Source organism: Rhizobium favelukesii (assembly GCF_000577275.2).
GTDB classification, from domain to species: domain Bacteria; phylum Pseudomonadota; class Alphaproteobacteria; order Rhizobiales; family Rhizobiaceae; genus Rhizobium; species Rhizobium favelukesii.
In genome coordinates, this window is the sequence record NZ_HG916852.1 from 820,106 (window position 1) to 844,037 (window position 23,932).

General features: G+C 60.4%; 16 protein-coding genes, 1 tRNA gene and 2 pseudogenes. 11 read left to right on the plus strand and 8 right to left on the minus strand.

Annotated elements, in window-relative coordinates:
• Nucleotides 1-4 precede the first annotated feature (4 nt).
• Together LPU83_RS42455 and LPU83_RS42460 are read left to right on the plus strand one after the other, a co-directional pair.
• Nucleotides 5-1,846, plus strand: a complete 1,842-nt coding sequence (locus tag LPU83_RS42455; protein WP_024312976.1) for a methyl-accepting chemotaxis protein — start codon at nt 5-7, stop codon at nt 1,844-1,846.
• Nucleotides 1,847-2,139: 293 nt separating this feature from the next.
• Entirely contained in the window at nt 2,140-3,009 is an 870-nt protein-coding gene (locus tag LPU83_RS42460) for a LysR family transcriptional regulator (RefSeq protein ID WP_024312974.1), read from the plus strand.
• A gap of 19 nt (nt 3,010-3,028) precedes the next feature.
• Here LPU83_RS42460 and LPU83_RS42465 read toward each other — a convergent pair whose 3' ends face one another.
• Both LPU83_RS42465 and aceA read right to left on the minus strand, forming a co-directional pair.
• On the minus strand, nt 3,029-3,265 hold the full coding sequence (locus tag LPU83_RS42465) for an SMc00767 family acetate metabolism repressor (RefSeq protein WP_007530190.1): 237 nt from the start codon (nt 3,263-3,265) through the stop codon (nt 3,029-3,031).
• 22 nt (nt 3,266-3,287) lie between these two features.
• Nucleotides 3,288-4,577, minus strand: coding sequence for an isocitrate lyase (gene aceA / locus LPU83_RS42470; RefSeq protein WP_024312973.1), 1,290 nt, complete (start codon nt 4,575-4,577; stop codon nt 3,288-3,290).
• A 189-nt stretch (nt 4,578-4,766) separates the two neighbouring features.
• Between aceA and LPU83_RS42475 the strand changes: the two genes are divergently transcribed.
• From LPU83_RS42475 to LPU83_RS42495, 5 genes are all read left to right on the plus strand, one after another.
• Nucleotides 4,767-6,179 carry a helix-turn-helix domain-containing protein gene (locus tag LPU83_RS42475; RefSeq protein ID WP_024312972.1) on the plus strand — a complete coding sequence of 471 codons (1,413 nt, stop codon included), beginning with the start codon at nt 4,767-4,769 and terminating at the stop codon, nt 6,177-6,179.
• A 129-nt stretch (nt 6,180-6,308) separates the two neighbouring features.
• The gene (locus LPU83_RS42480; RefSeq protein ID WP_024312971.1) at nt 6,309-7,409 is read left to right on the plus strand and encodes a polyamine ABC transporter substrate-binding protein; all 1,101 of its coding nucleotides are present in this window, start codon (nt 6,309-6,311) and stop codon (nt 7,407-7,409) included.
• Between the two features lie 92 nt (nt 7,410-7,501).
• A complete protein-coding gene (locus LPU83_RS42485) occupies nt 7,502-8,644 on the plus strand; it encodes an ABC transporter ATP-binding protein (protein ID WP_024312970.1) in 1,143 nt (380 codons plus the stop codon).
• A 2-nt stretch (nt 8,645-8,646) separates the two neighbouring features.
• Nucleotides 8,647-9,558, plus strand: a complete 912-nt coding sequence (locus tag LPU83_RS42490) for an ABC transporter permease subunit (RefSeq protein ID WP_024312969.1) — start codon at nt 8,647-8,649, stop codon at nt 9,556-9,558.
• Nucleotides 9,559-9,560: 2 nt separating this feature from the next.
• Nucleotides 9,561-10,379 (plus strand): ABC transporter permease, encoded by an 819-nt coding sequence (locus tag LPU83_RS42495; protein ID WP_024312968.1) that lies wholly within the window; start codon nt 9,561-9,563, stop codon nt 10,377-10,379.
• On the opposite strand, the gene LPU83_RS42500 is transcribed toward LPU83_RS42495, so the two are convergent.
• Nucleotides 10,380-12,260 (minus strand): AsmA family protein, encoded by a 1,881-nt coding sequence (locus LPU83_RS42500; protein WP_024312967.1) that lies wholly within the window; start codon nt 12,258-12,260, stop codon nt 10,380-10,382.
• A 160-nt stretch (nt 12,261-12,420) separates the two neighbouring features.
• Between LPU83_RS42500 and LPU83_RS42505 the strand changes: the two genes are divergently transcribed.
• Nucleotides 12,421-14,373 carry an acetoacetate--CoA ligase gene (locus LPU83_RS42505; RefSeq protein WP_024312966.1) on the plus strand — a complete coding sequence of 651 codons (1,953 nt, stop codon included), beginning with the start codon at nt 12,421-12,423 and terminating at the stop codon, nt 14,371-14,373.
• A 383-nt stretch (nt 14,374-14,756) separates the two neighbouring features.
• Here the strand turns inward: LPU83_RS42505 and LPU83_RS42510 are convergent, their stop codons facing one another.
• Nucleotides 14,757-18,500: a PAS domain-containing sensor histidine kinase gene (locus LPU83_RS42510; RefSeq protein WP_024312965.1), complete on the minus strand. Its 3,744-nt coding sequence runs from the start codon at nt 18,498-18,500 to the stop codon at nt 14,757-14,759.
• Between the two features lie 214 nt (nt 18,501-18,714).
• On the opposite strand from LPU83_RS42510, the gene LPU83_RS42515 reads away from it, so the two are divergent.
• Nucleotides 18,715-19,164 carry a phasin gene (locus LPU83_RS42515; protein WP_024312964.1) on the plus strand — a complete coding sequence of 150 codons (450 nt, stop codon included), beginning with the start codon at nt 18,715-18,717 and terminating at the stop codon, nt 19,162-19,164.
• A 127-nt stretch (nt 19,165-19,291) separates the two neighbouring features.
• Nucleotides 19,292-19,368: transfer RNA gene (locus LPU83_RS42520), tRNA-His, on the plus strand.
• Nucleotides 19,369-19,478: 110 nt separating this feature from the next.
• Here the strand turns inward: LPU83_RS42520 and LPU83_RS42525 are convergent.
• A pseudogene (locus LPU83_RS42525) lies at nt 19,479-19,966 on the minus strand (RidA family protein).
• Nucleotides 19,960-20,363: pseudogene (locus LPU83_RS42530) on the minus strand (SDR family NAD(P)-dependent oxidoreductase); the annotation flags it as partial. The pseudogenes LPU83_RS42525 and LPU83_RS42530, both read right to left, overlap by 7 nt.
• 47 nt (nt 20,364-20,410) lie before the next feature.
• Here LPU83_RS42530 and LPU83_RS42535 point away from each other — a divergent pair.
• Nucleotides 20,411-20,623: a LysR substrate-binding domain-containing protein gene (locus tag LPU83_RS42535; RefSeq protein ID WP_465801477.1), complete on the plus strand. Its 213-nt coding sequence runs from the start codon at nt 20,411-20,413 to the stop codon at nt 20,621-20,623.
• Between the two features lie 41 nt (nt 20,624-20,664).
• Here the strand turns inward: LPU83_RS42535 and ppk2 are convergent, their stop codons facing one another.
• On the minus strand, nt 20,665-21,582 hold the full coding sequence (ppk2, locus tag LPU83_RS42540; protein ID WP_024312961.1) for a polyphosphate kinase 2: 918 nt from the start codon (nt 21,580-21,582) through the stop codon (nt 20,665-20,667).
• Nucleotides 21,583-21,640: 58 nt separating this feature from the next.
• The gene (locus LPU83_RS42545) at nt 21,641-23,242 is read right to left on the minus strand and encodes an inorganic phosphate transporter (protein WP_024312960.1); all 1,602 of its coding nucleotides are present in this window, start codon (nt 23,240-23,242) and stop codon (nt 21,641-21,643) included.
• Nucleotides 23,243-23,932: the final 690 nt, after the last annotated feature.

Below are 23,932 nucleotides of genomic sequence, written 5' to 3' on the forward strand. Positions count from 1 at the left end.
ATCTATGCTGCGCCTGTTCTCGGCTTCCATCGTTCGCCAGATCGTTGCCATCACGCTCGTACTACTCGTCTTCAGCACCGCGGCGATCGTCTGCGTCACCTACTACAATCTGAGCGCCTATGTGATGACAAGCGCCGTGTCCGACGCCAAGGATGCGAGCCGGACAATGGCCGTCCTCTACGGCGCCAGCGATCCGGCGGTGAAGATCGAGGTCAGCAACAACGCGCTTGCCGGCGTAACGGAAGAGAAGCTTCCCTCGCTTGGCGATCATGTTCTGGTCGATCGCACCGCGCAGTCGATTGCCGGGGTTGCCACCGTATTTGAACGCCAGGGCAGCGACTACGTCCGCGTTTCGACGAACGTGAAGAAGGAAAACGGTGACCGTGCCGTTGGCACGAAGCTCGCGGCGGATCATCCGGCGCAGGCGGCATTGGCGAAGGGACACGCCTACTACGGCCCGGCCGAGCTGTTCGGTCGCAAATTCATGACCGGTTATTTCCCGGTCAAGAATACGGCCGGTTCGAGCGTTGGCATCCTCTTCATCGGCATCCCGATGGAGGTCTACTACAACAGCCTGCAGCAGCTGCTGATGCTGGTGGCCGGCGCTGGCGCGGCGGTATTGCTGCTCGTCGGCGTGATCGCTTACTTTTCCATCCGGGCGTCCGTCAGGCCGCTGGAAGCGCTAACCGCTACCATCCATACGATCTCTGCCGGAAATCTCGACGGGCCGATCCCCTGCGTGGAGAAGCAGAACGAGTTCGGCGCGATCGGACGCGCTCTTGCGCTCTTCCGCGACAATGCTCGCGCCCACCAGGCATTGGAAACGCAGGCTGCCGAACAGCGGCAGTTCAGCGATGACGAGCGTGCCCGCAACGATGCCGAGAAGCGCGCGCTAGACGGTCAGATCGACTTCGCCGTCAATCAGCTCGCCGCCGGCCTGGGGCGTCTGGCGCAGGGCGACGTCTCTCAGACGATCCAGACGCCGTTCGTCGGTCGTCTGGAGCAGCTTCGTGTCGATTTCAATGCGTCGCTCGTTCGCCTGCAGGAAACGCTAGCGCGCATTCGTGACAACACCGCTTCGATTCAGAGCAATTCCGGCGCCATGCTGGCTTCCGCCGATGAGCTTTCAAAGCGCACGGAAGCACAGGCTGCCAATCTCGAAGAAACGGCGGCCGCCGTTGAGGAAATCACCGTAACAGTCAAATCCTCTGCGGTGCGCGCGCGCGAGGCGAACGACGCCGTATCCGTGACGAAGAAGAACGCCGATAGCTCCGGCGTCGTGGTCAGCGACGCGGTCGCGGCGATGGACCGCATCGAGGAGGCCTCGAGGCAGATCGAACAAATCATCGAAGTCATCGATGAGATCGCGTTTCAGACGAACCTTCTGGCGTTGAACGCCGGTATCGAGGCGGCGCGCGCCGGTGAGGCAGGCAAGGGCTTCGCCGTCGTTGCGCAGGAGGTGCGCGAGCTTGCGCAGCGCTCCGCAGACGCCGCGCGCGAAATCAAGAGCTTGATCGAGAAGTCGACGCGGGAGGTCGTGACCGGGTCCAGCCTCGTGCAGAAGACCGGCTCGGTGCTCGCCGCGATCAGCCAGGAGATTATCGCGATCAGCAGTCACGTCGAAACGATCGCGACGGCAAGCCAGGACCAATCGGCCGCTCTGCAGGAGGTCAATGGGGCCGTCAATGCGATGGACCAGATGACGCAGCAGAACGCCGCGATGGTCGAGGAAACGACCGAGGCGAGCCGCCAGCTCGCCACCGAAGCCGATGCGTTGATGGCGCTGGTTCAGCAGTTCCGCTTCGAAGCCACTCCCGATTATGACCGGGCGAGACACGCGGCCTGATCGCTGCGCGCGGATGGGCAAGGCTTCGCTGTTCGCGAGCGAAGCGTTTTGGCGCTTAGCCGGGGAGCCGTGAGGAGGGTCGCAAAGCGGACCAAGCGGGAGCTGCCGACGTTCTCATAGAATTCCTTTTCGGCTCTTGGCGTATACTTGTCGCGGCGGTGGTTCAGCAGATCCGCAATCTGTGCAATGGCGATTAGAGTAATCATGGCGATGTCCTTCTCTTTCGGGCATCGCTTAGTTATTCCTCAAAATATGCTTTATAAACGCGAATTATCCCACTATGTTTTTCGCCAATGAAAAACACTCAGTGGGACTCTTTTCAGCTTTTTCTTCAGGTCTCCCGGTTTGGTGGGCTGACCGGTGCCAGCGCATCGAGCGGGCTGAGCCCTGCTACGATCGGCCGTCGCATGCTCGATCTGGAGCATGAGATCGGCAAGCCTCTCTTTGTCCGCAGTCAGACGGGCTACAGCCTCACGGTCGACGGCCAGGTGCTTCTGGATTATCTGCAGGATATGGAGGCGGCGGCGCGCAAGGTCGACGGCTGGCGGCAGGCCGGAAGTGTCGGCGCAACGGTGAGGATCGCCGCCGGCACTTGGGTCGCGTGGCTTCTGACAGAGAATTTCGCTGCGATCCGCAAGCCCGGCGATGCCTTCGCCGTCTCCTTGACCATCGGCGAAGCGCGCGCCAATCTCAATTACCGGGAAAGCGACATCGGTATCCGCGCCTTCGAACCGGAAGAAGGTAATCTTGCCGCCCGCCTGCTCGGCGAGGTGGCCTATGCGGTCTATACCAGACGCAATGTCGACTCGACCGAGGATCGATGGGTGGCGGTCACCGAAGAAGATGCGATTTCGAACTATCTCCGCTGGCCGCATCGCAACGCGGCCGGCTCGATCGTTGCGACCGTGAACCGGCCGCGCTCGCTGCCGGAGCTGGTGAGGGCATCTGCCGGCAAGGCGGTGTTACCGTGCTTCGTCGGCGACCTCGATCCCGACCTGCAGCGCCTCGGCGGCGAGCTGCCGGAATTGCGCCACCGGCAGTGGATCGTCATGAACAACGAAGATCGGCACCGGCCGGAAATCCGGACCGTTGCCGATCGCATGACGAAATTGCTGAAGAGCTTTGTCGATCTCTTCGCGGGCAAGCGCTCCAGCCGAAGCTGAGAGCGCCGCCCGATCTCGCTCAGTTGCGCCCGGCGACGATGACGGGGATCAAAAGGTCTCCCCAGTTCCCATCGCCGCCATGGTGTCTTGCCGAGCGGACAAGCTCGACCGATACGCCGGCATCGACCGCCTTCATGACCGACTGGTTCAGCCGGTGCAGGTCGTTGGCCAGCATGCGGATCGTCGTCTGCTGGTCCGGCGTCATGCAGGTGGACTGTTCTTCAGCGCGTTCCTTGACGCGTGCAAGCGTAGGCATGGCATTCTCCTCCTTGGTGCAATCATTCTGCTGCTGGTTTGAACTGTGCGTGTTCGGTGGATTCCTTCATCGCCGTGGTCGACGAACGTCCGCCGGTGATGGCCATCGAAACGGCATCGAAGTAACCGGTGCCGACCTCGCGCTGATGCTTGGTCGCAGTGTAGCCGTTGATCTCGGCCGCGAACTCGGCCTCCTGCAGTTCGGAATAGGCCGCCATCTGTCGCTCCTTGTAGCCTCGAGCGAGCTCGTACATGCCGAAGTTCAACTGGTGGAATCCGGCAAGCGTGATGAACTGGAACTTGTAGCCCATCGCACCGAGTTCGCGCTGGAACTTGGCGATCGTCGCGTCGTCCAGGTTCTTCTTCCAGTTGAACGACGGCGAGCAATTGTACGCGAGCAGCTTGCCGGGATACACCTTGTGCACGCCTTCGGCAAAGCGGCGGGCCTGCTCCAGATCTGGCTTCGAGGTTTCGCACCAGATGAGGTCGCAGTGCGGCCCGTAGGCGACGGCGCGAGCGATGCAGGGTTCGAGCCCGTTGCGAACCTGATAGAAGCCTTCGACCGTGCGGCCGGCATCATAATCGACAAAGGGTTGGTCGCGTTCGTCGATATCAGATGTCAGCAGCTTGGCGGCCTCGGCGTCCGTGCGGGCGATGACGAGCGTTGGGACCCCCATCACATCTGCGGCGAGACGAGCCGCATCGAGATTGCGGATATGTGCCGCGGTCGGGATCAGGACCTTGCCGCCGAGGTGGCCGCACTTCTTCTCCGACGCCAGCTGATCCTCGAAGTGAACCCCAGCCACACCCGCTTCGATATAGGCCTTCATGATCTCGAAGGCGTTCAACGGGCCGCCAAAGCCTGCCTCCGCATCAGCGACGATCGGCGCAAACCAGGTCTCGACCGACAGGCCGTTCTGCTCGGACGTCTCGATCTGATCGGCGCGCTGCAGGGTCCGGTTGATTCGCTTGGCGAGTTCCGGGCCGGCGTTTGCCGGGTAGAGTGATTGATCCGGATACATGGCCGAGGCGGTATTGCTATCCGCGGCGACCTGCCAGCCCGAGAGGTAGATTGCCTTCAATCCGGCACGGACCATCTGCATCGCCTGATTGCCCGAGAGCGCGCCGAGCGCGTTGACGAAATCATCCTGATGTAGAAGCTGCCACAGCCGCTTGGCGGCCATTTCCGCAAGCGTGTAACGCAGTTCCACGGAGCCACGCAGCCGCCGGACGTCGTCGACCGAGTAAGGCCGCTCGATCCCGTTGAAGCGCCCTGTTGGAACGTCTCGGTGCAGCTTGTCAAATTCTGTCATGTCGTGCTCCTTGCAGATTGTTTGGTCAGTGGATGATTGACAGAATTTACAAAACGCGGAAAAAAACCAGAGATATCTATGGAAAGTCGATCAGAAACGAGTTACGATGCAAACCGTTGACAAAGCTATTCTGTAAATTTGTAAATTATTGTAAATTCCCGTTCGCAGAGTTTTGTAAAGGGTTGTCACATGGCGGAGCGCAAGATTTTTGCGGGACCGAAGGTCCGGCGCATTCGCAACGGCCTCGGCTTGACGCAATCTGCGATGGCCGAGGAGCTTGGCATCTCTCCTTCCTATCTCAATCTTATCGAGCGCAATCAGCGGCCGCTGACGGTGCAACTGCTCCTGAAGCTGTCGTCGGTCTACAAGGTTGATCTGGAGGAGCTGAGGGACGAGAGCGGCGGCAGCCTCAATCAGCTAAGGGAGATTTTTGCGGATCCACTCCTGGCCGGCGAACTTCCCGGCAATCAGGAACTCGTGGAGGTCGCAGAAGCGGCGCCCAACGCGGCAAGCGGCATCGTCAAACTTTACCGCGCCTATCGCGAGCAGGCGGCCCGCTTGTCGGATCTGACGTCGCTGACGGCAGGTGCGGGACAGATGCCACTCGCCGGTGCGCGGCTTCCGGCCGACGAGGTCCGCGATGTCCTGGAGCGGCGCTCGGCGTATTTCCCCGAGCTTGAAGATGCGGCCGAGGCCTTCTCGGCACGCTTTGCCGAGACGCGCGATCTCCCGACCGCGTTCAAGGAGTGGCTGCAGGCGGAGCGCGGCATCAGCGTGCGCGTCCTTCCGGTGCACGTGATGCCGGGTCTGCGGCGCCGCTTCGATCGGCACTCGATGCGGCTCTTCGTTTCCGAACGCCTGTCGCCGGCCGATCAGGCGCATGAGATCGCCATCGAGGTTGCAACGCTCGCCTTGCGCGATGCGATCCTCGCGGAACTGGATGGGCTGGCGCTGTCGACGCCGGAGGCAAAGCGGATAGCGCGCTTCGAACTCTGTCGTCATGGCGCGTTGGCGCTTGCCATGCCATACGCGCCCTTTCTCGCTGCAGCCCAGGGCAGCCGATATGATGTCGATACCCTTCGCTCCCGCTTCGGCGTTTCCTATGCGCAGGCGGCAACCCGGCTGGTCATGCTGCAGAGACCCGGCGCATCTGGCATTCCGTTCTTCATGATTGAAATCGATGCCGCCGGTCACCGGCTGCGGCGTGCCGGAGCTCAAGGGTTCCCGCATTCGCGTTTCGGCGGCGGCTGTCCTAAGCTGAACATTCATGCCGCCTTCCTGCAGCCGGGCCAGATTCTTGCCGAAACGGTCGAAATGCCAGATGGCGCCAGCTATCTCACAGTCTCCCGGACGCTCGAGGGGCCGAACGTGGCGTTTTGCGAGCGCGTCAGGCGCACCGCTCTGCTGATCGGCTGCGAAGCTGCTGCCGGCGAAGCATCGGTCTACGGCCAGGTTGCAACGGCTCAGCGGCCGGTCGCGATCGGACCTGCTTGCCGCCTTTGCGAACGGCGCGGTTGCCTTGCGCGCGCCGAGCCGCCCGTCACACGGCCGTTGGGCCTCGATGAGATGGTTGCGGGCCTCAGCAGCTTCGATTTTCAATGACTGTGAAATGATTGAGACTGCTGGTTTTTGCGCTTGTCGGCTCCCGAAAACCTTTCTAGTCTGCCTGCAAAACCAGAGGGCAGGGCGTCCGCAGAAGCGGCGCCGAACAAGAACAACACAGGAGATATCATGAGGGCAACAATCGCAAGACTTGCAGCAAGCGCCTTTGTATTCGCGTTCGCCGCTGCGCCGTCCCTTGCGCAGGAGCGTGTCGTCAACGTCTACAACTGGTCGGATTACATCGACAGCTCAATCCTCGAGGACTTCACCAAGGAAACCGGCATCAAGGTCATCTACGACACCTTCGATTCCAACGAGACGGTTGAAACCAAGCTGCTTGCCGGCGGCACCGGCTACGATGTGGTCGTGCCGAGCGGCGACTTCCTGCAGCGCCAGATCCAGGCCGGCGTCTTCCAGAAACTCGACAAATCCAAGCTGCCGAACCTCTCCAATATGTGGGACATGATCCAGCAGCGCACCGCCATGTACGACCCCGGTAACGAATACGCGGTCGACTACATGTGGGGCACCAACGGGATAGGCTACAACAAGAAGAAGCTCGCCGAAATCCTCGGACCAGACGCAAAGGAACCGGGCCTTGAAGCAATCTTCGATCCGAAGGTTGCGGAAAAGTTCAAGGATTGCGGCATCTATGTCCTCGATGCACCGAAGGACGTCATGCCGTCGGCCTTGACCTATATCGGACTTGACCCCAATTCGAGCAAGCCGGCCGATCTGCAAAAGGCCGGCGAACTGCTGGAAAAGGTACGGCCCTTCGTTCGCAAGTTCCATTCCTCGGAATATATCAACGCCTTGGCTAACGGCGACATCTGCATCGCGTTCGGTTACTCCGGCGACATCTTCCAGGCTGCCAACCGTGCGACCGAAGCCAAGAACGGCGTGGAGATCGGCTATTCCATTCCGTCACAGGGCGCGCAGATGTGGTTCGACATGATGGCGATCCCTGCTGATGCCAAGCATGTTGCTGAGGCGCATGAATTCCTCAACTACATGATGAAGCCGGAAGTCATCGCTAAGGCCAGCAACTACGTCTACTATGCCAACGGCAACAAAACGTCGCAGCAGTTCATCGACAAGGCAGTCTTCGAAGACCCGTCGGTCTATCCGAGCGAGGACGTGATGAAGAAGCTCTATAGCGTCACTCCATGGGATCCGAAAACGCAACGCACCGCGACCCGGATCTGGACGAAAGTCGTCACCGGCCAGTAATTAAAATCAGGCCCGGTCGGCAACGTCCGGGCCTTTTCTTGCGCCGATCGCAGGGGACCGTCGGCTTCCAAAATAATACTTCGGGGCACAATATGAAGTCACTCGGCAATATCCGCCGCTCCTTCGCACCGTGGGCAGACCCTGTGTCGAAGCCCTTCATATCGTTCAACAACGTCACGAAGCGGTTCGGCGATTTCACGGCGGTCAACGACCTGTCGCTGAACATCTATCATCGCGAATTCTTTGCCCTGCTGGGGGCCTCGGGATGCGGAAAATCGACACTGCTGCGCATGCTTGCAGGCTTCGAACAGCTAACCTCGGGCGAAATCGTCCTCGACGGCACCGACCTCGCCGGAACGCCGCCGTACAAGCGACCCGTCAACATGATGTTCCAATCCTATGCGCTTTTTCCGCACATGACGGTGGAGAAGAATATCGCCTTCGGTCTGCGCCAGGATGGCATGCCGAAGGAGGAGATCGCCGAGCGCGTCCTGCAGATGCTCAAGATGGTGAAGCTGGAGAAATTCGCTGCGCGCAAGCCGAACCAGCTATCCGGCGGCCAGCGCCAACGTGTGGCCCTGGCGCGTTCGCTCGCCAAGCGGCCGAAGGTGCTGCTGCTCGACGAACCGCTCGGCGCGCTCGACAAGAAGCTGCGCGAAGAAACGCAATTCGAGCTCATGGATCTGCAGCAAAACCTCGGCATGACCTTTGTCGTTGTGACACACGACCAGGAAGAGGCGATGACCATGGCCGATCGCATTGCGGTCATGAGCCACGGAAAGGTGATCCAGGTCGCGACGCCGGCCGAGATTTACGAGGCGCCGAATTCCCGCTTCGTCGCGGACTTCATCGGCGACGTCAACATCTTCGACGGCAAGGTCGCCAGCGCGAACGACAGCACCGTCGAGATCGCCGTCGACGAGGATTTCTCGATCAGCGTCATCACCCCCGAAAAGCCGGCCATGGGCTCGTCGGTCGGTTTTGCGATCCGCCCGGAAAAGCTGAAAGTCTCACGCAAGCCGCCAGCCAATCCAAAGGTGAACGCGGCGTCTGGGGAGCTATGGGACATCGCCTATCTCGGCGATATGACGGTCTTCCACGTGAAGCTGAAGAACGGCAAGGTGGTGAAAGCCTCGCTCCTGAATGCCCAGCGCGCCGTCGACGACCCGTTCACCTACGACCAGGAAGTCTGGATCACTTTCGCAGAGGATGCCGGCGTCCTCCTCAAGGATTGAAAATGGGCAAGCTCGGTTCCGCCTTCTACAATCGCCTGGTCATAATCATTCCATATGTCTGGCTGCTGCTGTTCTTCCTGGCGCCGTTCTTCATCGTCTTCCGTATCTCGCTGTCGACCACGGCAATCGCCATGCCGCCCTACGAGCCGGTTTTTTTCCTCGGCGACGGCTGGGCCGGATTCTGGGAGAAGGTGAGCAGCTTCTCCTTCGAGAACTACAGCTATCTAATCGATGATCCGCTCTATATGAACGCCTACATATCGAGTCTGGTGATCGCCGGGATATCGACCTTTCTTACGCTGCTGATTGCCTATCCGATCGCCTATGGCATGGCAAAGGCTCCACGCACCATCCGCCCGACACTGCTGATGCTCGTCATCCTACCGTTCTGGACGAGTTTCCTGATCCGTGTCTACGCCTGGATCGCAATCCTGAAGCCGGAGGGGTTGTTCAATCAGCTGCTGCTGTCGCTGCATGTCATCGACAGCCCGTTGATCATCCTGAACACGAATGTCGCGGTCTATATAGGCATCGTCTATTCCTATCTGCCGTTCATGGTCCTGCCGCTCTATTCGTCGCTGGAGAAGATGGACGGTACCCTGATCGAAGCCGCGCAGGATCTCGGCTGCACGCCGATCACCGCGTTCTGGCGCGTGACCTTCCCGCTGTCGCTGCCCGGCGTCGTGGCCGGCTGCATGCTGGTGTTTATCCCGGCGGTCGGCGAATTCGTTATCCCCGACCTGCTTGGCGGATCGCAGACGCTGATGATCGGCAAGACGCTGTGGAACGAGTTCAACGCCAACCGCGATTGGCCGGTGTCCTCGGCGGTGGCGACGATCCTGCTGCTGATCCTGGTGATCCCGATCGTGTTCTTCCAGAACGCGCAGGCCAAAGCCGACGAGCAAGGGAGATAGACATGTTGAGATGGACCCGCTTCAACGTCGCCTCCGTCGTGCTCGGCTTTGCGTTTCTCTATCTGCCGATCGTTCTTCTGGTCGTGTTTTCCTTCAACGAGTCGAAGCTCGTGACTGTCTGGGGCGGCTTTTCGACCAAATGGTACGCCTCGCTCCTGCACAATCAGGCTTTGCTCGATGCCGCCTGGGTAACTGTTCGCGTCGGCATACTCTCGGCCACCGCGGCGACGATCCTTGGAACGCTCGCTGCAATCACGCTGGTGCGCTACACGCGCTTCCGCGGGCGGATGTTGTTTTCCGGCATGGTCTACGCGCCGCTGGTCATGCCTGAAGTGATCACCGGCCTGTCGCTTCTGCTGCTGTTCGTGGCGATCGGCCTCGACCGCGGCTTCTGGACGATCACACTGGCGCATACGACGCTGACCATGTGCTTCGTTGCCGTCGTCGTGCAGTCGCGACTGCTGAGCTTCGACAGTTCGATCGAGGAAGCGGCACAGGATCTCGGCGCACCGCCGGTGAGGACCTTCTTCGAAGTGACGCTGCCGATCATTGCGCCTGCGGTGTTCTCCGGTTGGATTCTCGCCTTCACATTGTCGCTGGATGACCTCGTCATCGCGAGCTTCACCTCCGGTCCCGGGGCGACGACGCTGCCGATGAAGATCTACAGCCAGGTCCGCCTCGGGGTAACGCCCGAAATCAACGCGGTCTGCACCATTCTGATCGGGATCGTGGCGATCGGCGTCATCTGCGCCTCTTTGATCACGAAACGCCGCGAACTGCAGCGCGAGCGCGATGAGCGTGCAGCGGCAAACGCGCCGTGATTACTTGGTCGATCCCTGCTGCGTGACGGGAGCCGGCGAGATGACTGGCTCCGGCCAGGCGCCGCCAACGAAGAACGGCAGAGGCGGGAAGCTCGTTGACGCCGTCGGGTCCGTCGCTTCGATCGTTCCCGACAATGCCAATCCATTCGATTGGTACGGGATGACGCCGGAAAGGATTAACGTCTGCTGCGGTCCCTCGATCCGTCCGCCGTGGATTGTCGCCGCGCCATCCGCGAGATCGGCGGCGATGTCGAAATTGTCGAAGGCGAAGGCTCGGTGGGATACCGCGTTCAAAGGGAAGAAGTCGGCCCGTGCGGCCTCTTCGCGTACGGCCTCCGCATCGAAGCCCGGAAGCGAGCCCGAGCGCGCGCGGAAGGCGACCCTGCCGGTCACGTCGCCCGCGCCGGCCTTCCAGAGCGGCATTGTTGTCTTGAGCGACATGTCGAGAGAGCCGGTGGCAAGGGGCAGCGGTCCCTTTAGCTGAAGCCGCTCGATCAAGCCGGCAAAGTCGGCGCCGCGGATCGACAGTTGCAGCTTGCCGCCGCCGTCGAAATCCCCGCGCATCGCCTCCAGATGAGCGGACAGCGCGCCACCTTCAAACTGGCTGTCGCCGATGTCGAACTTCGCCTCGTTGCTGGAAACGATGATGCTCGCGCCGACATCCGAAAGCGTGAAAGGCTCGATCAGCGCTTGTTTCGCGGAAAGCCGGAGGTCGAGATCCAGCTTCTGCAGCGCACCGCCATCCGCTGGCCCATTTGCTTCCCCGGCCGCCAGGCGAAGTATGAACGCATCGAAGAGCGATCTGAAGTTCATCTGGTCGAAAGCCAGCGTGCCGCCAAGCTTGGCGCGTTTGCCTGGCGGAAAGGCCACGTCCATCACACCCCTCGCATTCGATCCGTTCATGCTCATGGTGACATTGTCGAAGCGAAATCCGTTCGGAACCGAAGCGACATCGGTCTCGATCGCGAAGGTCTTTAGAGTCGCGAGACCGGGCAGTGAACGGTCGGCCCATGTTAGAAGAGCAGGAAGATCGCCGATGCTGAGGGACATGTTGCCGGCAAGGTCGAAGAAGTGCGAAATGTTCGCCAATCCCTGGAACCGTGCCGTGAGCAGGCTCGAGGTCAGCGATGCGCTCATTTCGGCCTTGCTGCCGCCGAAGATGAGCAGCGGACTGGGGGATGAGAAATCGAGTTTGAGGTCCTGTCCGCTCGTCCGCGCGATCAGCACGGCAGTGATTGGACTCGATAGTTTGCGCCAGCTGACGTCGGCGGTCACGCCGTCGAAACGGTAGGTCCGGCCGCTTGCGACATCGGCGACATTGACCGTCCCGTCCTCAACGGTAATGGCGCCGACGCTGGCATCCAGTTTTTTGTCGAGGACCTCTCTCCCACCTTCTTCGCGTGCGCCTGCAATCGCCCGCGCCAGAAGCCCCTCATTGGTCCAGTCGATCACGCCGCTGCTTTCGCGGGTAAGCTGCAAGTTGGGGCGGAGAAGGTGGAACTCGTGGAAGCTCGCACGCCCCCTGATCGCATCAATCAGGCTGAACTCGGCGGATAGGCTTTCGATCGTTCCCAGGAGCTTGTTGCCGTTGCCTTGCTGATGAACCGAAATCTTGCTGAGGGTGATGCGAGGCGTCGGCCAGAATTCGATCACCGGCTTGCCGGCGATCTCCGCACGATAGCCGGCCCAATTGGAGAGCGCATCCTCAATGCCAGAGCGAACGAGGCCGGTGGAAATCAGATAGGGGGCGGCGACACGAAGTGCCACGAAGATCGACAGCACGACAAGCAGCGTGATCGTGGCCAACCTCGCAAAGCTCGGCAGCCAGCGGATCACAGGCCTGATTTTTCTCCGCCATCGCGGTTGTCGTGACGTTCCCATACAATCCGCCAGTCTCTTCGGCCACTGCGCTTAATGCTCTGAAAGGCCGGATATATCAAATGCCGCCCGCTTGCAAATGCACGCCGCTGGCTATGCTCGTCACTCCCTTTATAAGCTGATATTGCATGGTATATAGGCGAACGAACAGGAGGAGTGTCGGATGCACGACGATAAGCCACTTTGGGTGCCCTCGCGAGCATCGATCGAGGCAAGTCCGATGTATGCCTTCATGCAGAAGTGCAATCGCGACTTTGGGCTCTCACTGGCAGGCTATGACGATTTGCACGCCTTTTCGGTCGCTGACAGGCAGCGGTTCTGGACATCAGTCTGGGAATTCTGCGGCGTCAAGGGCGAGCGAGGAACGTCTGCGCTCCTCAACGGCGATGCCATGCTCGATGCACGCTTCTTCCCCGACGCCACCCTGAATTTTGCCGAGAACCTGCTTTCCGGAGAAGGTGTAGGTGATGCACTGATCTTTCGGGGGGAGGACAAGGTTGCCGATCGCTGGAGCTGGGACAGGCTCCGTAGTCTGGTTTCAAGGCTGCAGCAAGCATTCAAGGCAATGGGTATAGGTTCCGGAGATCGGATTGCGGCGATGATGCCGAACATGCCGGAAACGGTGGCCTGCATGCTGGCGGCCGCTTCGATCGGCGCAATCTGGTCGTCCTGTTCGCCAGACTTCGGGGAGCAGGGTGTACTTGATCGTTTTGGTCAGATCGAGCCGAAGCTTTTCATCACCTGCGACGCTTATTGGTATGGCGGCAAGCTGCAGGACGTGAAGGCCAAGGTGGCGACTGTGACAAAGCAACTTGGCGCCCCATGCCTCGTCATTCGCTATGCCGGCGATGCCTCTGCCGTCGTCAACGAGACGCCCGGCGCGAAGACACTGGAAGACTTCATCGCGCCGTTCGAACCGCGTTCTATCGAGTTTGTACGCCTGCCATTCTCGCACCCTCTTTATATTCTCTTCTCGTCGGGAACGACCGGCGTTCCGAAGTGTATCGTTCATTCCGCCGGCGGCACATTGTTGCAGCATCTCAAGGAACACCGGCTGCATTGCGGAATTCAGCCTGGGGAGAAGCTTTTCTATTTCACCACATGTGGCTGGATGATGTGGAACTGGCTGGTGAGCGGTTTGGCGGCCGGCGCCACGCTTTGCCTGTTCGACGGTTCACCTTTCGCGCCAGACGGTAACGTCCTCTTCGATTTTGCGGCAGCCGAGAAGTTTGCCGTCTTCGGCACGTCGGCGAAATATATCGACGCGGTTCGCAAGAGCGGGCTGACACCGCGCACCAGCCACGACCTCTCCAGTCTTCGGCTGATGACGTCCACAGGGTCGCCACTCTCGCCTGAGGGCTTCACCTTTGTCTACGAAGGCATCAAGCAAGACGTGCAGCTCGCCTCCATTTCGGGTGGCACCGATATCGTCTCCTGCTTCGTTCTCGGCAATCCCTTGCAGCCGGTATGGCGTGGCGAAATCCAAGGGGCAGGCCTCGGCCTGGCAATGGATGTGTGGGACGACGAGGGCCAGCCGGTGTGCCAGGAGAAAGGCGAGCTCGTCTGTACAAAGGCCTTTCCGTCGATGCCTGTGATGTTCTGGAACGATCCCGACGGCGCGAAGTACAAGGCGGCTTACTTCGAGCGTTTCGACAACGTGTGGTGCCACGGCGACTTCGCCGAATGGACCGAGCACGGTGGCATCGTCATCCATGGACGGTCCGACGCTACGCTCAATCCTGGCGGCGTTCGCATTGGAACCGCGGAGATCTACAACCAGGTCGAACAGATGGGCGAGGTCGCGGAGGCGCTCTGCATCGGCCAGGAATGGGATGACGATGTCCGCGTGGTCCTCTTCGTGCGTCTGGCGCCCGGCGCAGCCCTTACCGACGAGTTGGTGAAGGCGATCAAGAACCGTGTTCGCACCGGCGCCTCGCCACGTCACGTTCCCGCAAAGATCATCGCCGTCAGCGATATTCCCCGCACCAAGTCCGGAAAGATCGTCGAGCTTGCGGTTCGCGAGGTCGTCCACGGCCGGGCGGTAAAGAACAAGGAGGCCCTCGCCAATCCGGAGGCGCTGGAACTCTTTGCGGGGCTTGCGGAATTGCGCGTGTGACCGACGGACCGCACCGGCTGATTACAAGCTTTCACCTTTGAGAGATTGAAGGCTGCGGCAACCTTTCGTTAATAAACGTTGGTCAGAAGTAAATCTAACTTGGGGCTGCATATGAACGAGGCAGCCGGAGCCTGTGGCTCCCAAAACATGATGTTAGATTGACTAAGCCCTTGTTGAACAGCACCCGAACTCTCAGGCAGCCTTTTGGCTGCCTTTTTTCGTGTGCGCTTAGTATGGGCGTACTCTTGCGGGTGCAAGTCTCACCGCCCGCGACAGGACAAACCGAATGCAGGGAAACCTCAACTCCTCGAACCGCCCGGTGCGGACGCGCATGCCGGGTGGTGTGGGAGGGGTGAAGCCGAGAGGCTTCCCCCTATCCCGATTCAGCCTGCCAGGACCCGCTGCGACGGGAAGGCGATCTCGACCAGCGTGCCTTCGTTGGGTGCGGAGCTGATCGCGAAGATTGCCCGGTTCGCGTCGACCATCGCCTTGGTCAGCGGCAGGCCGAGCCCCGTGCCGTCGCCACGGTGGCGCGACTGTGCGGAAACCTGACGGAACGGCTTCATGGCCTGGTCGAGTTCGCTCCGGGTCATTCCGACGCCGGTATCACGCAGTCGCAATACGACGCTGCCGTTTGCCTCGTAGGAGGTGGAAACGACAATTTGCCCACCCGCCGGCGTGAAGCGTATCGAGTTGGAGAGGATGTTGAGCGCGATCTGCTTGATCGAACGAAGGTCGGCAACGACATCAGGCACGGCTTGGGAGAGAGCGGTGCGGATGATCACGCGCTGGCTGTTGGCCTGCGGCTGGAGCAGCGAAACCGCCTCGGAAACCGCCTCGTTAAGATCAATGGCGCTGAAATCCAGGTCCATTTCGCCGGCCTCGATCTTCGAGATATCGAGCAGATCGTTGACGATATCGAGGACATGGCGTCCGGACCGACCGATGTCGTTGGCATATTCGACATAGCGCGGATGCCCGATCGGACCGAAACGCTCGGTTGCCATCATGTCGGAGAAGCCGATGATCGCATTGAGCGGCGTGCGGATCTCGTGGCTGACCCGCGCGAGGAAATCGGTCTTGTGTTCGTTGGCGGTCTCGGCTGCGCTCTTGGCGCTGCGCAGTTCGTCCTCCGTGCGTTTCCACTGGGTGATGTCGCGAATGACCGCGCAATAGCCGCTCGAGGAGGTGAGACGTCCCATCGTCATGAAGAGCGGCACGAAGCCGCCGCCGGCCTCGCGGCCGATGACTTCCCGGCCGTCGTTGAGCACGCTTGCGACACCGTGATCTGACAGACCGCCGAGGTAATCAAGCACAGCCTTCTGGCTCTCATGCGCAAAGAGCATGACGAACGGCTTCCCGCGGGTCTCTTCTTCGTCGTAGTTGAACAGCGCGCTCGCCGAGCGGTTCATCGAGCGGATGTCGCCCTCGGCGCCAATTGTGACGACCCCGTCGGTTGCCGTTTCCAGGATCGAACGCAGTTCTTCGACTTCCACCTGCAGCTTGGCGACCTTCTCCAGCATCCTGTCGAAGGAGCGGGGCTCTGCCGGCGGTGCGGGGCGCGCGGGAACCGCCGCGTCGATTGCTGCCGGCATCAGCGCGAGCATCAAGGCACTGCTTTCCTCCCAGCGAATGGACTGCAGCCGCGCCGTAACCGGAACGAGACTATCATCGACCGTTACCAGCATCATCGAGCCGGCACGGCTGGCACTTCCTTCGAGCTCGGAGCGCTGCAGCAGTGCATCGATACCGCCGACCTCGCTCAGTTCCTCCAGCGTCTTGTAGCCGGTCAGTCGCATGAATTCCGGGTTGGCGTGGATCAACTGGTCGCCCGCATGCACGAGGACGGCGACGGGCAACTGGTCGATCGTGGCGGCGGATAGCCCGGTGGCCATTTTGGCGCGCGGCGGGATGAAGCTCGCCAGCATGTCCATTTGGCTGACGGTTTCTTCCAGCCCTTCGGTCACACCGTCGTCGGACGCGGAGGTCGCATCGATCGTCTCGGGTTCGTCAGCTACAGCCTGTGCCTCGTCGGTTTGTTCCACTTCGGACGAGGCGTCGATGATGTCGTCTTGGAACCCGGGCGAATCATCATCGTGCGTGCCGACCGTCGGCATCTCCATCGCCGGGAGGTCGCGGTCTTCGGTCTCGCTCACCGCAGGCTCGTCGTCGCGCGGTTCCGGCTCGCGGACGCCAAAGGCTTCGAGACGCTTGGCGATCTCGCGGAAATTTGCCTGCTCGGCCGAGGTGAGCTGCGGTCCGGCGCCGTGGAGTTGCACGATCTTGTCGGTCAGGCGGCGGCTTGGATTTTCGACCATCCGCAGGGCCGGAGGCTCTGCAGGTGGTTGTGGCTTTGTCGGCTCGGTCGTCGTCTCGATGTCAGTTTCGGCGGTTGCAGCCTCTTCTGCAGGCGGCTCGGAAGCGGGGGCGACCGTCTCCGCCACTGTCGGGTCGCTGGTCGCCACTTCATCGGCGAGCGCTGACAACGCGGTGTCTTCGGAGGCCTCGACCGGCTGATCGAGTGCTGCCACGTCATTGATGATGCCGTTCGGGCCAAGTGTCAGTCCGAGCGCCAAGGGATCTTCGGCGGCATCGGACAGGCGCACGACGCCGAAGCCGCGAAAGCCGTCGAATTCCCGGCTTCGGGTGTAAGTGGGTAGAGCCGCGAGGTCGACCGGCACAGCCAGGCTGGTTCCTTCGATCGGCCAGTTGATCGTCTTGCCCGACCAGGTGTCGCGGCGCGCCAGGGCTTCGCTGATCTTGCCTTCCGGATCGAGGTTGAAGAGGGCCGAAATATCGCTGAACGGCGTGCCGATAATGTCAGCCGCATGCGGCCCCACCGCCTCGGCAAATTCATTCGACACTTCGCTGAACCGTCCTGCCGCGTCGATCTTCCAGACGAAACGGGTCGCGCGACTGTTCGGATTGAAAACGAAGACGCCCGCCTTGGCGACCGTTTCCGGCTCCGACTGCTCTGTGCCAAGGGCGACGACGGCATCCTGATCGGCTGCCGCGACATTTCCGGCAGCTGGTGCCTCCGCTGGACTATCTTCGACTGCGGCGGCCACTGCTTCATCGTCTAGGGCGGTCACAGCCGGTTCATCCGTCAGGCCGTCCGGCGTGGTCTCGATTGCATGTGCCTCCGTGTGTTCTGGGGAGGGCTGTTTGCCTGCGTCGTCCGTCGCCACCGCCGGCAGCTGTCCGTCTTCCTGGCTGACCTCCTCAGGTGCTGGCTCAGCGTCCATCGCTGCTTCGGCGATTGCGACAGCTTCCGTGGTCATCGCTTCGGCTGCATCGCTCTCATGGATGTCCTCTTCGGGAGGCTCTTCCATGTCTTCGATGCCGGCGATGGCATCGATTGCGTCGACGAAGCTTGCGGCTTGTGGCGCCCCGTTATGGTTAACGGCGGCTGTGGATAAGTCGTCTGCGGGGGCCGGCGCGTCGATCGGGTCGAGATGCCCGATGACGGTTTCAACGGCGAAAAGCAGATTGAGCACCGGCTCGTCACTGAGTCGTCCAACGGCGGCCGGAAGGTAGCCTTTGCCGGTGGCGACGGGTCGTTTCACCAATCGGTCGGCATGATCGCTGGCGAGCGTCGTCATGGCCTTGGCGGTCTGCTGCGTGACGCCGAGCGCGGCAAAGCCGGGCGAGGCGGCGATGATCTCGCCGTTAGCGCCAATCACGGCCATATGCGTATCGGGGTCGTCCAGTCCCTTGAGCATCTGTTCTGCGGAAGCTTTGATCGAGAGGGTGCGGGTCGCAATCGGCAGGGACAGAAGAACAGCACGCTCGCCCGAGGAAAGGCGGATCAGTTCGACTGTCGCCTGTGCGGCAACGCGCTGGAAGCCCCTGGCAATACGGATCACGAAGTTGCGGCTGTCGCCGACATCTGCAAGCTGCCGTGCCGTTGCCTCGAGCTGGCGAAAGGTGATGTTGGCTGCGTCTATGCCTTGGTCAAGCAGGTCGTAGACTGCCGATTGCCCGAAGAGTTCGGCGCCGGCGCCGTTTGCCCAGAGCGCGCGGCCGAGATCTGCCGACAGCAGGACCATAGCTTCGCCACGCGAAAAACGTTCCCGCACGCGTGGATGCACGGCGATGTCGATGAACGGATATTGGACTGTGGGCATGATCGAACCTTCAGCTTCGGTCATTGTGAAATTAATAGTCTATTAATAACGATAGGCCGGAATTGGGTCCAGAACAGCGCCCGGTTTTCGGCTGGAAAGGTTAACGCGTTGTGCGCCGCACAAACATGTTGCAATGCACAAAAATCTGCGCTATATAATGAACATCTAACCTACGAGGCAATCACGCATGCCGAGGCAAAAGGAGCGCAAACCAATGGCTAGCATAAAGATGGACGACGTTTTTTCAATGTCGTCTTTTGATCCTTCCAAGTTCACTGAATCCTTCCGCGATTTCGCGGAAAAGGGCGCGCAGCAGTCGCGTGAAGCCTACACGAAGATGAAGACCGCTGGCGAAGAAGCGAGCAAGACGCTTGAAGCGACTGTTCAGACCGCCCAGGCAGGCGCCATTGAGATCGGCCACAAGGCGATCGACGCTCTGCGCACGAACGCTGAAAACTCGCTGACGCATATGGAAGCGCTGCTTGCAGTCAAGTCGGTCGCCGAACTCGTCGAGCTGCAGACCACCTTCCTGCGCAAGCAGGTCGAGCTGACGATCGAGCAGGCCAAGACCATGCAGGAAACCTCCAAGCAGGTTGCCGAAAAGCTCGCGAAGCCTTCCAAGGAAGCAGCTGAAAAGGTCATGGCCTCCTTCAAGACGGCCTGATTTTTCGACACGATACACGAAGGGGCTGGACCATTTGTCCGGCCTTTTTGTATATTGGGGAGAGATAGGGCTTGAATTAATTTGCAAGTCCTCGTATGTGACCCCCGTCGCGTCGGACGCGATTTGTGCGGTTGTAGCTCAGTTGGTTAGAGCGCAGGTTTGTGGCACCTGAGGTCGGAGGTTCGAGACCCCCCAACCGTACCATTCTACTCCTCTCGTAAATATCTGAATTCCCAATGCGAAGTTCATCGCGTTTGTTCGCACAAGCGGACCGGGCGCGGAGTGAGACGTACCCGGCCGGAACGATGGACGGCTCAGTCTGCGACCGGGACCACCAGCTCGAATTCGACAGGCAGGCCGAGCGGAATGCTGACGACACCGAGGACCACTCGGCCGGAAAGCATGTCCGACCCCGAAGACCTTGGCGAGGATGTCGGAGGCACCGTCCGCGACCTTCGCATGGTCGCGGAAATCACCTACCGTCGCAATGCAGAGCCAAGCTTTGCCACCGCACTCACTTTGTCGAACGATCCGAGATGCGCCCGAATCGCCGCAACAGCGCTCAGGGCGGCAATTTCGACCGTCTTTCGTCCATCCTCCGCCGATAGCTCGGCGCCAACGCGGCCGATGACTTGCGGCTCGTGGCCGACGACGGACACCATTGCGCTCAGACAGGGGAGATTGCCGATCTTCACGCTCTCACGTAATTGCCAAAGGGCGTTGGCGCCGGAGGTAGCGTAATTCCGAGATCTTTCAGCCGCCGTTCTGCGCCAGCGGTGGACGCTTTGCCAGGGGTTACCATTTGCCCAAATGTGCGCCGCCGTCGACGTTCAGCACCTTCCCGGTTGTGCCGGAGCCTTCGTCAGAAACAGCACCGCGTCGACGATTTCGTCGACGCTGGAGATGCCCGCCATGGGTGACCGCGTCTTCAGGAAGTCTTTTGGGTTATCCTTGTGAAGCGGCGTCTCGACAACACCGGGCGCCACCGCACGCGGATCCCATTCTTGGCATATTCCATTGCGACGTTCGTCGAGATCGCCTGGATGCCGCCCTCGGTGAGCATCGCAACCGAGGCATTCATGCCGGCAATAGGATGATCGAGCAGCGGTGTGGGTGATGCTGACGATACTGCCGCGGGTCTTCTGCGCCAGCATCTGCCGGACAACGAGCTGCGTCAGATGGAGAAAGCCCTCGAGGTGTCCACGACCTCCAGTCCATCAGGGCTTTTGCCTGCAGGGGACACGGGATCAGTCTGCTGCCTTCAAACTATTGCGAGGATCAGATTGCCAGCGGCGATCTCGTCCGCGTCCTTCCGGAATGGTCGCCGCCGACGGTTTTCGTGCACCTCGTCTATCCCACCCGACGGTTTCTTCCGTCGAAGCTGCAGGTCTGCCTGGAGGAGCTGAAGCGCTGGAAAAGCCGGGCGGGACGCCGCTTCGATGACCGCGCTCGGGACTGACGGACGGACGCATGGACCGTCCGCCAGGAGGCGTTTATCGATCAATACTTCGATGGAACATAAAGCTGCGGCGGCAATACCTTACGCTCGTAGTCGGGATTGAAGACGCGGTCCGGCAGCGTGATTTCCTCGTGCGGAACGTCACCATAGGGGATCTGCTGCAGCAGGTGATCGATGCAGTTCAACCGCGCCCGCTTCTTGTCGTTGCCTTCGACGATATGCCAGGGCGCTTCGGGAATGTTGGTGCGCGCGAAGGTCTCTTCTTTTGCCTTGGTATAGCCTTCCCAGCGGACGCGCGATTGCAAGTCCATCGGCGAAAGCTTCCACTGCTTCAGCGGGTCGTGGATGCGCACAAGGAAGCGCATCTGCTGTTCTTCGTCGGTAATGGAGAACCAGTATTTAACGAGCCTGATGCCCGAGCGGACGAGCATGCGCTCAAACTCCGGCACGTCGTTGAAGAATTGGTCGACCTGATCCTCGGTCGCAAAACCCATGACCCGCTCGACGCCGGAGCGATTGTACCAGGAGCGGTCGAAGAGAACGATTTCGCCGCCGGCAGGCAAATGCGGCACGTAGCGCTGGAAGTACCACTGCGTCTTCTCGCGGTCAGAAGGGGCGGGCAATGCGACGGCACGAACGACGCGCGGATTGAGGCGCTGCGTGATGCGTTTGATCACGCCGCCCTTTCCTGCGGAATCGCGGCCCTCGAAGATCACGACGACCTTCTCCTTGTTGTAGACCACCCAATCCTGAAGCTTGATCAGCTCTGCCTGCAGCGACAGCAGCGCACGAAAATAATCGAGCCGCGGAATCGATGCCGGGTGCGCGGTGCGGTAGATTTTGCGGATCGCGTCGGAGAGCGCCGGCTCCGAGAGCTCCAGCTCATAATCCTCGTCGAGGGTGTCGGCCAGTTCGGCCTCGAGCCAATCGGACTGGTTGTTGTCGGATATGTTGTTCATGGACGTTTCCCCTCGATGCATTCGTGGCAAGATTTGAAATACAGGTACCTAGCCGGCGTCAGAACAACTGGCGCAAGACGACAAAGAGAAGAAAGGCGATCAGGATCGAGGCTGGCGGCGTCAGAATCCAGGCCATCAGCATGTTCCTCACCGTCGACCACTGAAGCCCCGAGCCGTTCGCGGCCATCGTGCCGGCAACGCCTGATGAGAGTACATGGGTCGTGGACACCGGCAGGCCCAGAGGGTCTGCCGCGCCGATCGTCGCCATCGCCACGACCTCAGCCGCGGCACCCTGGTCATAAGTGAGATGCGTCTTGCCGATCTTCTCGCCAACGGTGACGACGATCCGCTTCCAGCCGACCATCGTGCCGAGCGCGAGCGCCAGGGCAACCGCGATCTTGACCCAAAGCGGAATGAACTTCGTCGCGTCGTCGACGGCCTTGTGATAGTTCGTCACTGCCTGCAAATCTGCGACATCCATGGGAAGAAGCTTTTTCTTGTCAATGAGTTTCGGCGCTTCGCCGATGAGATAGATGTCGTTGCGGACGTTACTGACAAGGCTGGTCGGAACCGCCTCGAGGCTCGGGAAGGCAGCAACCTCGGCGCTGGTGGCATGTATGAACTCTTGCAACGCAGGGGTGGTTTCATCCGTCCAGGTCTTGTTCTTGACGGCATTGCTCACTTCGGCTCGGTAGTCGGGGACCTGCACGCCGGGTCTGATGTACTTGCCAAGGGCCGTCTCGACCTGCACGGAAGCAGACTTGTAAGCCTCGAGATAGTTGACATCAGGCGTGCGGTTCAGGGCGAAGGCCGTCGGAACGAGACCGATCAGGATCAGCATGATCAGCCCCATTCCTTTCTGACCGTCGTTGGAGCCATGCGCAAAGCTGACGCCAGTGCATGTGAAGATGAGAAGGGCGCGGATCCACAGTGGCGGCGGGTTATTGCCTCTGGGCTCCTCGTAAAGGGCCTTGTTGCGGATCACGAACTTCATGACCAACAACAACAGCGCCGCCATACCGAAGCTGATGAGCGGAGAAATCAGCAGGGAAAGGCCGATATTCGTGGCCTGCGACCAGTCGACGCCACTCGTGGCGCTGCCGGTAGGCGCGAGGAACTGATTTGCGAGCCCGACACCGATGATCGAGCCGACGAGTGTATGCGAGCTCGATGAGGGAAGGCCGAGATACCAGGTGCCGAGATTCCAGACGATCGCTGCCAGAAGCAGCGCAAAGACCACGGCAAGGCCCGATCCCGAGCCGACCTGCAGGATCAATTCCACCGGCAGAAGCGCCAGGATGCCAAAGGCGACGGCGCCGCTCGACATCAGGACGCCGAGGAAATTGAAGACGCCCGACCAGACGACGGCCAGTTCCGCCGGCATCGAGCGGGTATAGATGACGGTGGCAACCGCGTTGGCGGTGTCATGGAAGCCGTTTACAAATTCGAAGCCAAGGGCAATTAACAGCGCTATCCCGAGCAGGATCCAGGGAACGGCAACTGCGCTCGTTAGGTCCCGGCCGACAGCATAGGCAACATAGCCAAGTCCTACGAGAAGCAGGATCAAGAATACGGGGACGAACCATCGTCCTGAGCTTGTCCCCTCAAGTGGATGGCTGGGACGATCATGACGATGTTCTTCACCCTGAACTATTGTCATCTTCCGGCTCGCTCCCATCTCGCCTGGTCCTTAGTCGGGTCTATTCCCTTAGAATGAACCTCCTGTGACATTGGGTGCGTGGCTCGTGCATTGAGTTTGAAGAATTGCTCGCTTTATACGTGCGTTCGTCAATGGATCAGACATAGATAAATTGCGATATCGCTAACTGGACGCGGTTCGGCCACGTTCTTGCCGCGCTTTGTTCATTCTTTGCTAATAAATCGGTCCGCCGGGGCGGGTGATCTTCGCGCCGCGCGCTCGCATGATCCTCTGGCCTGGCGGTATCGTTGGATCCGACCTATATCCGCTGCTGCCAGACTTGCTTCGGGAAATGCCTCGCGCTTTCGAAGCAAATCCGGCGATGCTTCGGCTTTCGCCGATGCGCTTTGACGGAGGCCTCATCGCCCGAACCTTGTGGTCTCATTTGCCCAATTTCGATCGCAATGATTCGTCCTCAAGCCCATGCGGACGCCTAAAAATAGGTGACAAATCGCGGCGTGCGAGACGTTATTTGGACACATGGCTGCCTCTACGCGCAGGACGAGGCGGTCAGGCAAATGTGCTTTGCTTACAAAGGACAACGAAGTTTTGCGAACTTAACCGCGCTCCTGTCGCCGGGCTCTCGTCGATCACGGATTAACCATACTGCATTGCAATTCGTGATCGAGAGTGCCATTTTCCCGCCGGGGG